The 11,964-nt window shown below is 72.8% G+C and carries 8 protein-coding genes and 2 pseudogenes; 4 read left to right on the plus strand and 6 right to left on the minus strand.

The window, feature by feature from the left end; translation table 11 throughout:
• Positions 1-39: 39 nt before the first annotated feature.
• Genes ABZ354_RS07900 through ABZ354_RS07910 form a run of 3 tightly spaced genes read right to left on the minus strand, consistent with a single transcriptional unit; the run spans position 40 to position 2,631 of the window.
• Positions 40-798, minus strand: a complete 759-nt coding sequence (locus ABZ354_RS07900; protein ID WP_358654093.1) for an ABC transporter ATP-binding protein — start codon at positions 796-798, stop codon at positions 40-42.
• Positions 786-1,547 (minus strand): cobalt ECF transporter T component CbiQ, encoded by a 762-nt coding sequence (gene cbiQ / locus ABZ354_RS07905; RefSeq protein WP_358654095.1) that lies wholly within the window; start codon positions 1,545-1,547, stop codon positions 786-788. Before cbiQ ends, ABZ354_RS07900 begins: the two co-directional genes overlap by 13 nt.
• A 10-nt stretch (positions 1,548-1,557) precedes the next feature.
• On the minus strand, positions 1,558-2,631 hold the full coding sequence (locus tag ABZ354_RS07910) for an energy-coupling factor ABC transporter permease (protein WP_358654097.1): 1,074 nt from the start codon (positions 2,629-2,631) through the stop codon (positions 1,558-1,560).
• Between the two features lie 238 nt (positions 2,632-2,869).
• On the opposite strand from ABZ354_RS07910, the pseudogene ABZ354_RS07915 reads away from it, so the two are divergent.
• Positions 2,870-3,214, plus strand: a pseudogene (locus tag ABZ354_RS07915) (SsgA family sporulation/cell division regulator); the annotation flags it as partial.
• A gap of 136 nt (positions 3,215-3,350) precedes the next feature.
• Here ABZ354_RS07915 and ABZ354_RS07920 read toward each other — a convergent pair.
• The 3 genes from ABZ354_RS07920 to ABZ354_RS07930 form a co-directional block, all read right to left on the minus strand.
• Positions 3,351-5,012 (minus strand): penicillin-binding transpeptidase domain-containing protein, encoded by a 1,662-nt coding sequence (locus ABZ354_RS07920; RefSeq protein ID WP_358654099.1) that lies wholly within the window; start codon positions 5,010-5,012, stop codon positions 3,351-3,353.
• A 395-nt stretch (positions 5,013-5,407) separates the two neighbouring features.
• Positions 5,408-7,045 (minus strand): penicillin-binding transpeptidase domain-containing protein, encoded by a 1,638-nt coding sequence (locus tag ABZ354_RS07925; protein ID WP_358654101.1) that lies wholly within the window; start codon positions 7,043-7,045, stop codon positions 5,408-5,410.
• A gap of 190 nt (positions 7,046-7,235) precedes the next feature.
• Positions 7,236-8,978 carry a phospholipid carrier-dependent glycosyltransferase gene (locus ABZ354_RS07930; protein WP_358654103.1) on the minus strand — a complete coding sequence of 581 codons (1,743 nt, stop codon included), beginning with the start codon at positions 8,976-8,978 and terminating at the stop codon, positions 7,236-7,238.
• Positions 8,979-9,075: 97 nt separating this feature from the next.
• Between ABZ354_RS07930 and rsmI the strand changes: the two are divergent.
• The 3 genes and pseudogenes from rsmI to ABZ354_RS07945 form a co-directional block, all read left to right on the plus strand.
• Positions 9,076-9,918 (plus strand): annotated as a pseudogene (rsmI, locus tag ABZ354_RS07935) (16S rRNA (cytidine(1402)-2'-O)-methyltransferase); the annotation flags it as partial.
• Between the two features lie 359 nt (positions 9,919-10,277).
• A complete protein-coding gene (locus tag ABZ354_RS07940; protein WP_358654105.1) occupies positions 10,278-10,766 on the plus strand; it encodes a hypothetical protein in 489 nt (162 codons plus the stop codon).
• Between the two features lie 50 nt (positions 10,767-10,816).
• Entirely contained in the window at positions 10,817-11,704 is an 888-nt protein-coding gene (locus ABZ354_RS07945) for a TatD family hydrolase (RefSeq protein ID WP_358654107.1), read from the plus strand.
• Positions 11,705-11,964 lie beyond the last annotated feature (260 nt).

An 11,964-nucleotide genomic window follows, 5' to 3' on the forward strand; every position in this document is an offset into this window, starting at 1 on the left:
GGTCTTGCCCCCGGTACGCGACCGTTCTTACGGTCCCGTTCACGCACCCATGGTCACAGACCGGGGATCGAACCCGAACGGCAGCTCCAGCCGGTGCGCGCGCATCAGCTCGTCGTCGGCGAGCAGCGCGGCCGTCCGGCCGTCCGCCGCGATCACGCCGTCACTGAGGATCAGGGAACGCGGGCACAGCTCCAGCGCGTACGGCAGGTCGTGCGTGACCATCAGCACCGTCACGTCCAGCGAGCGCAGGATGTCGGCGAGTTCGCGGCGGGAGGCCGGGTCGAGGTTGGACGACGGCTCGTCGAGGACGAGGATCTCCGGTTCCATCGCGAGCACGGTCGCCACGGCCACCCGGCGCCGCTGCCCGAAGGACAGGTGGTGCGGGGGCCGGTTCTTGAAGTCGAGCATCCCGACCCGCTCCAGGGACCGGTCCACCCGGGCTTCCAGCTCCGGGCCCTTCAGCCCGGCCGCCGCCGGACCGAACGCCACGTCCTCCCGCACGGTCGGCATGAACAACTGGTCGTCGGGGTCCTGGAAGACGATGCCGACCCGGCGGCGGACCTCCGCCATGTGCTGCTTGCCGACGGGCAGCCCGGCCACCCGCACCGCGCCCGCCCCGCCGGACAGGATGCCGTTGAGGTGCAGTACGAGGGTGGTCTTGCCGGCGCCGTTGGGGCCGAGCAGCGCGACCCGTTCGCCGCGGCCGACGGTGAAGTCCACACCGAACAGCGCCTGGTGCCCGTCCGGGTAGGCGAACGCGAGGCCCGAGACCTCCAGGGAAGCAGTCACAGGGCCCATCCCAACAGGCAGACGACGAGGGCGGCACCGGGCAGGGTGAGGGCGTACGACCACTGCGCCCGGGACGCGGTCACCTCGTCGATCACCGGCATCGAACCGGCGTAGCCGCGGCTGATCATGGCGAGATGCACGCGCTCGCCGCGTTCGTAGGAGCGGATGAACAGCGCGCCCGCCGACTTCGCCAGGACACCCCAGTGCCTGACGCCGCTCGCCTCGAACCCCCGTGACTCCCGCGCGATCCGCATGCGCCGCATCTCGTCCGTGATGACATCGCCGTAGCGGATCATGAAGGACGCGATCTGGACGAGCAGCGGCGGCAGCTTCAGGCGCTGGAGGCCGAGCAGCAGTTCCCGCAGTTCCGTCGTGGAGGCGAGCAGGACGGAGGCGGCGATGCCCAAAGTGCCCTTGGCCAGCACGTTCCAGGCACCCCACAGTCCGCCGACGCTCAGCGACACGCCCAGTACCCCGACCCGCTCGCCCTCCGCCACGAACGGCATCAGCACCGCGAACGCCACGAACGGCACCTCGATCAGCAGCCGCTTGAGCAGGAAGCCGGCGGGGACGCGCGCCGCGTACGCGACACCCGCGAGGAGCGCGGCGTACAGACCGAACGCCCACATCGCCTCGCGCGGCGTCGACACCACGACCACCACGAAGGCGAACACGGCGGCGAGCTTGGTGTGCGGCGGCAGCGCGTGCACCGGTGAGTGCCCGTGCCGATAGAGCTTGTGCGCGTGTCCGGCGCCCATGGCAGCGGCCTCAGACGTCGGTGTTCGCGGCGGCGGAAACGGCTCCCGTGCGGTCGGCCGTACGGCGCCTGCGGACCGTCCAGAACACGCCGGTGCCGGCGACGACCGTCACGCCGACGCCGATCACGCCCGCGAGGCCGCCGGACAGCCGGGCGTCCTCGATGTCCCTGACGCCGTAGTCGGCGAGCGGCGAGTCCGCGGCGGCGTGCTCCTCGGCGCCCCTGTCGAAGCCCTGGTCGGCGGCGACCTTCTCCAGGCCGTCCGGGTCGGCGGAGGCGTAGAAGCTGACGAATCCGGCGAGGACCAGGGAGGTCACCAGGCCGGTGATCCAGAAGGTGCGGCGCGAGGCGCGGGCCGCCACGGGCACCGCCGGCCCGGCGCCGGCCGTGTCCGGCGCGTCCACCAGCTCGCCGTTCACCCGCAGCTTGAGCCTCTGCTCCAGCCCGCGCGCCCCGTGCACGAGGTCCGGGCGTACGGCGACGACGGCGCCCACGGTCAGCGCGGTGATCGCGGCCTCGCCCAGGCCGATGAGGACGTGCACGCCGATCATCGCGGTGGCGACCTTGCCGATCGACACGTCGGTGGTGCCGCCGATCGCGTAGATCAGCGTGAAGACCAGCGCGGACGCCGGCACGGAGACGAGGGCGGCGGCGAAGGAGGCGGTGGTGATCGACCGGCGCGAGCGCGGGAGCACCTTCACCAGTGTCTTGAACAGGGCGTACGCGACGACCGTCGTCACGATCGCCATGTCCGTGATGTTCACGCCGAGGGCCGTCAGACCGCCGTCCGCGAACAGGATGCCCTGCATCAGCAGCACCACGGACACGCACAGCACGCCCGTGTACGGGCCGACGAGGATCGCCGCGAGCGCGCCGCCGAGCAGATGGCCGCTGGTCCCCCCGGCGACGGGGAAGTTGAGCATCTGCACCGCGAAGATGAACGCCGCCACCAGGCCCGCGAGCGGGGCGGTGCGCTCGTCCAGTTCCCGGCGCGCGCCGCGCAGGCTCACGGCGACGGCGCCGGCGGCGAGGACACCGGTCACGGCGGACGTGGGCGCGTTGATGAATCCGTCAGGTACGTGCACCGTTCGATGATAGTGGCTTGTTGCGAACCTCTTGCAAGAGCGAGAAGTCATCAATCAAGCCGGCGTCGAGCGGTGTCCCGCCCGAGGGTGGGGGATCGACCCCGCACAGGAGGGCATGTTCTGGGAAATATGGGACATTGGATAGGGGCGGAGGGTGGAGCGCCCTCCGGGACGCCCGGGAACCATCCGGGAGTTCAGGGAGATCCACAGCGGTGGCACAGCGTGAGAGGGCCGTCCGATGCCGGTAGTCGAACAGTACGCACGAGCCCGCATCGTCACCAACGTCGACGACCGTGAGGAACGCGGCGCCGTCCGGGTGGCGTTGCGCTACGACCCCGAGACCGCCGCCCGCGCCGTACAGGTGGCGCTGCCGCCGGGACCGGGCACCCGGGAGTGGACCTTCACCCGGGCCCTCCTCGAAAGGGGCCTGCGCGCCCCCGCGCGGAGCGGAGCGATACGGGTGTGGCCCTGCGGGCGCGTGCAGACCGTGGTCGAGTTCCACGCCGGGCAGGGGTGCTCGGTCGTGCAGTTCGAGACGAAGACGCTGACGCGGTTCCTGCGGCGCACCCACCTGGCGGACGCGGCCACCGAAGGCGCGGTCGCCGAACCCGCGGTCGCCGAACCCGCGGTCGCCGAACCCGCGGTCGCCGAAACCGCGCCGACGCCCGCGTCCCCACCCGCGCACCCCGTGCCCGGCTGAGCGGTTGGCGGCCGGCGGCTCAGCCGCCGGCCTTCAGCAGCGCCGCCACGATCGGGCCCGCCGTCGAGCCGCCGTGCCCGCCCTGCTCGACGACGCCCGCCGCCGCGAGATCCCCCCGGTACGCGGTGAACCAGCCGTTCGGCTTCTCCTGGCCGTCGACCTCCGCCGAGCCCGTCTTGGCGCCACCGCCGCTGATCCCCGCCATCGCCTCGGCGGCCGTTCCGTACGACGCCGTATACGCCATCAGCGCGCGCAACTGGCGCAGCGTGTCCCCGGACAGCTTGCGCGAGGCCGTGGCGAGCGTGCGGTGGTCGACGTCCGGAGAGACCAGGTAGGGCTGCCGGAAGCTGCCGGACTGGACGGTCGCCGACACCGACGCCATGTTCAGCGGGTTCATCCGGACGCCGCCCTGGCCGATCAGGGACGCGGCCATCTGCGCCTGCGACTGCACCGGCACGGCCCCGTCGAACGACGGCACACCGATCGCCCAGTCGTTGCGGCCCAGGCCGAAGACCTCCTGGGCCTGCTTCGTCAGGTCGCCGTTCTCCAGCTCGGGGGCCTGGCTGATGAAGGCGGTGTTGCAGGAGCGCGCGAAGCTCGCCGTGAACGTGCCGTCCTTGATCTCGAACTTGTCGTCGTTCTGGAACTTCCAGCCGCCGTACGTGAAGTACTTCGGGCACGGGTGCTTCTTGTCCGCCGCCGCCAGGCCCTTGTCGATCAGCAGCGACGACGTGATGACCTTCATCGTGGAGCCGGGGGCCAGGGAGCCCTGGAAGGCGACGTTGAAGCCGTGCGAGGAGTTCGCCGCCGCCAGGATCTCGCCCGTCGACGGCCGCACCACGACCACCGAGGCGCGCTTGCGCTCGCCGACCTCCCTCTCCGCCGCGGCCTGCAGGTCCGGGCTGAGCGTGGTCTTCACCGTGCCGGGTGTGCCCTTGCTCAGCTCCAGCAGCGTCTTGTCGGCCAGCTCGGCTGCCTTGGACGCCTTGCCGCGCAGCACCCGCAGCTCGATGCCGGCGCTGCCGCCCGCGGTCTTGCCGTACTTCTCCCGCAGGCCGTCCAGGATCGTGCCGAGCGAGGGGTACTTCTTGGCGGTCAGCTCGTCGCCGTTCCGGTCGAGAGCCTTGACCGGCGGGGTTCCGGCCTCGCCCGTGGCCAGCCGGTCGCCGTCCTTCAGGTCGGGGTGGACGACGGAGGCGTGCCAGTCCACGACCGGCTTGCCGTTCTTCGCGCGGACGACGGTGAGCGTGCTGTCGTACCCGAGGGGCTTGCTGATGTCCTGGTACGACACCGTGCCTCTCACCTTGAACGGCATCGTGTCGTCCGCGGCCCGGCCCGTGGTGAACGCGGCGTTCTTGACGTGGGCGTCCTTCGTGAACCCGGTCAGCATCGCGCCGGCCGCCTCCGGGTCGTCGGTGACCGCCGCTGCCTCCGCCACCCTGCCGCCCTGCCAGGCGGTGAGGAAGCGCCGCGCGACGGTGGTGACCTCCTCGTGCGACACCGGCCCCGGCCTGAACACGGCCACGGTCTGCTGCTCGTTGTGCTTGGCCCAGACCGCGTAGCCGCCGGCGCCCGCGCCGACGACCACCACCGCGATGGCACCGCCGAGCACGGCCGGCTGCCTCATGTACTGCCTGTACCGCGTGGACCGCCGCTCGGCGACGCGTCTTCTGTTCCCCACTGCCTGCCCGTCCTTCGTACGACCCCTGGTTGCCCGCTCGGTGCCCCTGCCCGCCGGCCTCTCCCGCACGACGGGCAGCGACCACCCTAGGCCCTGCCCGTGACACACCCGTCCGCCCCGCACGCTCCCCCGCAGCCCCGGGACGGGGAGGTCCCCCCTCGCCGCACCGGGCCCCGGCCCGCGTACGCCCCGTACGGGAAAGGGGGCACGGCCCGGGGCCCGCCGAGAGCACGTGCCCGACGCCGCGAGGCCGCCCTTCGGGGACGACGGGAGTGTGCCGACAGGGCCCGGCGTGCAGTCGACCCCCCACTCGTCCCCGTCCACGAGGCGGGCGCGCGGTGTCCGGGGATGCCTGGGTGTCACGGGCGCCCCGCGGCACCCGGGCATCCCCGTCGTCAGCCGCCCGCCGCCAGCACCGCGCGGACGATCGGGCCCGCCGTGTCGCCGCCGTGGCCGCCCCGTTCCGCCATGGCCGCCGCCGCGACGTCGTCGCGGAAGCCGGTGAACCAGCTGTTGGGCGCGGCCTGCCCGTCGACCTCCGCCGAGCCGGTCTTGGCGCCGATGTCACCGCCGAGGCCCGACATGACGTGGGCGGCCGTGCCCTGCGTCGCGGTGAGTCGCATCATCTGCTTCAGCTGGGCCGCCGTGCCCGCCGGCAGGCCCTTCGCGGTGGCCAGGCGGCGGTCGTCGAGGCCGGGCGGGGCCAGGAAGGGCTGGCGGAACGTGCCGGTGATCGCGGTCGCCGTCACGGACGCCATGTTCAGGGGGCTCATCTGGACCTGGCCCTGGCCGATGGCGGCCGCCGCGCGGTCGGGCCCGCCGGACGCCGGGACCCGCCCGTCGAAGGACGCGACGCCGGTCTTCCAGTCGTCGCGGCCCAGCCCGAACCGCTCCTCCGCCTCGGCCGTCAACGACGCGTCGGTGAGCGGTTCCTCGTCCACCAGCTTGACGAAGGCGGTGTTGCAGGACCTGAGGAAGCTGTTCGCGAGGGTCGCGTTCTCGTTGGCCCGCAGGTTCGTGAGGTTCTTGAAGGTCTGGCTCTGCCAGGTCGCCGTGTCCGGGCAGGGCGCCGGGCCGTTCATCGAGGTCACGCCGTTGTCGATGAGCATCGCGGCAGTGATGATCTTCATGGTGGAGCCGGGTGCGACCTGACCCTGGAACGCCGCGTTGAAGCCGTCCGCGCGATGGTTCGCCACGGCCAGCACCTCACCCGTACTCGGTTTGACCGCCACCACGGACGACTCGTCGTGTTGGCGCACCGCCTTTTCCGCCGCCGCCTGCACGCCCGCGCTGATCGTCGTCCGCAGCTTGCCCGGCTCACCCTTGGCGAGCGTCAGCAGCGGGGTGTCCGGGGCGTCCTCGGCGGCGTGCCGGACCGCCAGTTCGACGCCGGGTTCGCCGCCCGCCGTGTCGCCGTACCGCGCACGCAGCTGGTCCAGGATCGGCCCGAGCGACGGGTACGCCTCCTTCGTCAGCACGGCACCGTTGCGGTCGACGGCCTTGATCGGCGGATCGGCCGACTCTCCCGTCACGAGCGTGTCGCCCGCCGTCAGCTCGGGGTGCACGACCGAGGGCTCCCAGTCCACCAGCGCCCGCCCGGTGCTGACCCCGCGCACCACGGTCAGCGTGCTCGCGTACGTGAGCGGCTTCGATGTGCCGTCGTACGACACCTCGGCCTTCACGGTGAACGGCACGGTCGTGCCGCTCGCCCTGCCCGGCGTGATCCGTACGCCCGTGATGTGCGCGTCCTCGGCGAAGGCGGTGAGCAGTGGCTCGGCGGCGGTGTCGTTGTTCGTGTACGACGCGGCGGTCACCGCGTCGCCCTTCTCCCAGGCGGTGAAGAACTTCCCGGTCGTCTCCCGGACCTCGTCCCCGCCCGGCGTCCCGGACTCCGCCGCCGTCGTACCGAGACCGCCGGTCCCGCCTCCGTCCCCGCTCAACGCGCTCACGATGGTGAACACGCCGTACCCGGCACCGCTCACCATCACCGCCAGCACCCCGCCGACCAGCCCGGCCTTGGCCCCCCTGCGCATGCGCGTTTCCTCCCCCGTCACCCCGCTCACGCCTTCTTGAACATGTTCAGAAAAGGCGACTGTGTGAGCACTCTATGCGCGAGAAGTGACGGAAGGGGATACGTGCCTTATGAACTTGACCGAACGGAGACCGCCCGGGACCGCCCCGGCCCCGAGGACCGCGCCCCCGGGGAAATCAGGCGAGGCGGCCTCAGACCCACGTATCCAGCCACATCCGAGCCCGCCAGTCGTCGATCGGGATCGCCGTGCCGGTGTAGATGGGCCAGAAGTAGATGAAGTTCCACGCGATCAGCAGGACCAGGACGCCCGCGGTCGTCGCGCCCGCCACCCGGCGGGTGTCGGAGGAGCCCGCCGGGCCGACGAGCGCGCCCAGCAGCATCGCCAGGGCCAGGCACAGGAACGGCAGGAAGACGACCGCGTAGAAGTAGAAGATCGTGCGCTCCTGGTACAGGAACCAGGGGGCGTATCCGGCCACGACGCCGCAGGCGATCGCTCCCGCCCGCCAGTCGCGGCGCATCGCCCAGCGCCACAGGACGTACAGCAGCGCGGCACCGGCCACCCACCACAGCAGCGGCGTGCCGATCGCCAGCACCTCGCGTGCGCACTTGTCGCCCGCGTCCACCGGGCAGCCGTCCTTGCCGGGCGCCGGCGACTCGTAGAAGTACGAGACCGGGCGGCCGGTGACGATCCAGCTCCAGGGGTTCGACTCGTACGTGTGCGGCGAGGACAGCCCGACGTGGAACTCGTACACCTGGTGCTCGTAGTGCCACAGGCTGCGCCACCAGTCGGGGAACAGCCAGGACCAGTCGCTGTCCTTGCCGTCGGTGGCGGCCCAGTTGCGGTAGTAGCCGCCGCTGCCGTTCGCCGGGGACAGGATCCAGCCCGTCCAGGAGGCGAGGTACGTGACGATCGCGACGGGCACGGTGGCCAGGAACGCCAGGCCCAGGTCGTGCCGGATCACCGCCGTGTACGGGTGCCGCGCGCCGGCCACCCGGCGGGAGGCGACGTCCCACAGCACCGTCATCACGCAGAACGCGGCCAGCACGTACAGGCCGTTCCACTTCGTGCCGATCGCCAGGCCCAGCATGAGCCCCGCCGTCCAGCGCCAGGGGCGCCACAGCAGCGACGTCGTCTCCGCCGTGTGCGCGTCGGGCCGCACCCGGCCCTCCTCGTCGGCGGGCAGCGCGGCGGCGAGCCGCTCGCGGGCCCGGTCCCGGTCGATCACCAGACAGCCGAACGCCGCCACCACGAAGAACATCAGCACCCCGTCGAGCAGCGCGGTGCGGCTCATCACGAAGTGCAGCCCGTCCACCGCCGTCAGCGCGCCCGCCAGGCAGCCGAGGAACGTCGAGCGGAACAGCCGGCGTCCGATGCGGCACAGCATCAGCACGGACAGCGTGCCGAGCAGCGCCGTCATGAACCGCCAGCCGTACGGGTCGAAGCCGAAGACCAGCTCGCCGAGCCCGATGACGTACTTGCCGACCGGCGGATGCACGACGTACGCCGCGTCCGCCGGGATCGGAACGTTTCCGCCTGTGGACAGGATCAGGTCGTTGGCGTTCTTCTCCCAGTTGACCTCGAAGCCGCGGTGGACCAGCGCCCACGCGTCCTTCGCGTAGTACGTCTCGTCGAATATCACCGCCTTCGGGCTGCCCAGGTTCCAGAACCGGAGCACCCCGGCCAGCAGGGTGACGAGCAGCGGACCGAGCCAGGCCGACCAGCGCGCGGGCCGCGCGGTGCGCGGCTTCCGCAGGCCGAGCGCCGCCCGCAAGCGCGGGCTCGGCTCGGTGTACGGCGGCACCAGCCGGTCCCGGACATCGCTCGTGGGCCGGGCCGTGTATCCGAAACGGCGCAGCCGCTGCTGCCACGACGGCGGCTCGTCGCGCGGGTCCTGGCCCTGCCGGGTGTCCGTGGAGGACGCGGTACTGGTCACCGCGCCATCGTAGGGAACCCGTCTGTGTGAGTCCCGCGCATGGCCCGGACCTGTCCGGATGCGTCGGCCCCGTGGCGTCCCTGCGAGGATGGACCACGTGACTGGAACCCTTGTTTTGGCGGGCACCCCCATCGGCGACGTCCGGGACGCCCCGCCCCGGCTCGCCGCCGAGCTGGCCGGCGCCGACGTCGTCGCCGCCGAGGACACCCGCCGGCTGCGCCGCCTCACCCAGGCGCTCGGCGTGGCGACCAAGGGGCGCGTCGTGTCGTACTTCGAGGGCAACGAGTCCGCCCGCACGCCCGAACTCGTCGGGGAACTGGTGGGCGGCGCGCGGGTGCTGCTGGTCACGGACGCCGGGATGCCGTCCGTGTCCGACCCCGGCTACCGGCTGGTCGCCGCGGCCGTCGAGAAGGGCGTCCGGGTCACCGCCGTGCCCGGCCCGTCCGCCGTGCTCACCGCGCTCGCGCTGTCCGGGCTGCCCGTCGACCGGTTCTGCTTCGAGGGGTTCCTGCCGCGCAAGGCGGGCGAGCGGCTGTCCCGGCTCAAGGACGTCGCCGGTGAGCGCCGCACCCTCGTCTACTTCGAGGCGCCGCACCGCCTGGACGACACCCTCGCCGCCATGGCCGAGGCGTTCGGCACCGACCGGCGCGCCGCGGTCTGCCGGGAGCTGACCAAGACGTACGAGGAGGTCAGGCGCGGCCCGCTGGGCGAGCTCGCCGAGTGGGCGCGCGACGGCGTGCGCGGCGAGATCACCGTCGTGGTCGAGGGCGCCCCCGAGAAGGGGCCGGGGGAACTCGACGCGGACGAGCTGGTGCGCCGGGTGCGGGTGCGCGAGGAGGCGGGGGAGCGCCGCAAGGAGGCCATCGCCGCCGTCGCCGCCGAGGCGGGCCTGCCCAAGCGCGAGGTGTTCGACGCGGTGGTGGCCGCCAAGAACGCCGGTGGGGCCAAGAACGCCGGGGGCGCCGGGAACGCCGGTAGGGCCATGAACGCCGGGGGCGCCGGGAACGCCGGGAACGCCAAGAACGCGGGCGCAGCCGGTGACGCGGGTGACGCCGGGAACGCCAAGAGCGCCGGGGCCTCCGGGCCCGCCCGCGCGTGAGCCGCCGCGCGGGCCGCGCAGGGTCAAAGGACCGTCAGGAACCGTAAAGCCCAGCCCCCCGCGGACGGCCCGTACGGCAAGGCCCCGCCAAATCGGCCCCATCATTCGGCAGGCCTGATGCGTGCCCACCCGCGGGAGGCGTCCACTGGTCGAAGGGGACGGGACGCGTTCGTCCCCGCCCGGCGGACACAGGAGCTGGTATGAGCGAGATCGCAGGGCAGCAGACCGACCGGATACACCGGGCCGGCCTCCGCATCGACCAGGCCGGCCACCGCGCTGCGGCGACCGACATCGTCCACGAGTCCTACTCCTTCGCCTGCATGCGCTGCGGGCAGGGCTGGGAGCAGTCGTACGAGATCGAGCACCACATCGACGGGGAGGGCCGGGAGTTCGTGATGTACGTCGTGGACGGCGGCGTCGTCCCGTCGCCGCTGAGCCGCCCCACCTGCGAGAAGTGCGACAGCCACGTCGTACGCATCATGCGCGCCGGGCAGGTCGCCTCGGTGCTCGGCGCGGCACGCCGCCGCTCCCCGCAGGCCCCCCAGGCGGGTCCCGTCGAGGCGTCCGGGTCGCCCGGGGCGTCCGTGGCGGCCGAGTCGCCCACCGGGACGGCGGGGACCCCGGACGGCGAACGCCACCACTGGCACCTGTCCGACCTCCTGCACCCCTTCCACCGCCGGGCCAGCTGACCCCCTCCCGCGCGCACCGGCCGGGCATGCCCCTTTCGTAGGATCGGGGTATGCCCGCCAACGCCGCCGACCCGGCAAAGAACGCCGCCCCGCCCGTACCGGAGCCCCTCCGGGTGCCGGTCGCCGACTCCCACACCCACCTCGACATGCAGTCCGGCACGGTCGCGGAGGCCCTCGCGAAGGCCGCGTCGGCCGGCGTCACGACGGTCGTGCAGGTCGGCTGCGACCTCGCCGGCTCCCGCTGGGCCGCCGAGACGGCCGCCGCGTACGACGCCGTCCACGCGGCCGTCGCCCTGCACCCCAACGAGGCCCCGCGCATCGTGCACGGCGACCCCGACGGCTGGTCCCGGCAGGGCGCCCGGGAGCCCGGCGGGGACGCCGCCCTGGACGAGGCGCTCGCCGAGATCGACCGGCTCGCCGCCCTCCCGCAGGTCAGGGGCGTCGGCGAGACCGGCCTGGACCACTTCCGCACCGGTCCCGAGGGCAAGGAGGCGCAGGAGCGGTCCTTCCGCGCCCACATCGAGATCGCCAAGCGGCACGGCAAAGCCCTCGTCATCCACGACCGCGACGCCCACGCGGACGTGCTGCGCGTGCTGAAGGAGGAGGGCGCGCCCGAGCGGACCGTGTTCCACTGCTACTCCGGCGACGCCGAGATGGCGGAGATCTGCGCTCGCGCCGGATACTTCATGTCCTTCGCCGGCAACGTCACCTTCAAGAACGCCCAGAACTTGCGCGACGCCCTGGCCGTGGCCCCGCTGGACCTGCTCCTCGTGGAGACGGACGCGCCCTTCCTGACCCCGGTGCCGTACCGCGGGCGGCCCAACGCGCCCTACCTCGTCCCCGTCACGGTGCGGGCCATGGCCGCGGTCCGGGGCATCGGGGAGGACGTTCTGTCGACAGCCCTGGCGGCGAACACGGCACGCGCCTTCGCCTACTGAGACCGCTGAGACCGCTGAGACCGTTGCAACCGTCGAGACCCAGCGTCCGGCGGCCCCTTTCCCCGCGGCCCGTCCCCCGCTCCCACCCCGCAGCCGTTTTCCTGCGCCCGCGCAGCCGCGTCGTCTTGGAGAGCGACCGTCGCTCCGTTAGGTTCTGGGCCCATCCCGGACCCCGTCCGGTACGGACCCTCGGCCTCTGGAGCGTGTCGGCGTGGGCGCAACGCAGTACGGGACTCAGCAGTATGGGGCACAGCAGTACG

This window comes from Streptomyces sp. NPDC005925, from assembly GCF_040638805.1.
Lineage (GTDB): Bacteria > Actinomycetota > Actinomycetes > Streptomycetales > Streptomycetaceae > Streptomyces.

Excerpts from the sequence above, each read along its gene's own strand:
- ABZ354_RS07900 (WP_358654093.1), bottom strand. The coding sequence starts at position 798 with ATGGGCCCTGTGACTGCTTCCCTGGAGGTCTCGGGCCTCGCGTTCGCC.
- cbiQ (WP_358654095.1), bottom strand. The coding sequence starts at position 1,547 with ATGGGCGCCGGACACGCGCACAAGCTCTATCGGCACGGGCACTCACCG.
- ABZ354_RS07925 (WP_358654101.1), bottom strand. The coding sequence starts at position 7,045 with ATGCGCAGGGGGGCCAAGGCCGGGCTGGTCGGCGGGGTGCTGGCGGTG.
- ABZ354_RS07940 (WP_358654105.1), top strand. The coding sequence starts at position 10,278 with ATGAGCGAGATCGCAGGGCAGCAGACCGACCGGATACACCGGGCCGGC.
- ABZ354_RS07945 (WP_358654107.1), top strand. The coding sequence starts at position 10,817 with ATGCCCGCCAACGCCGCCGACCCGGCAAAGAACGCCGCCCCGCCCGTA.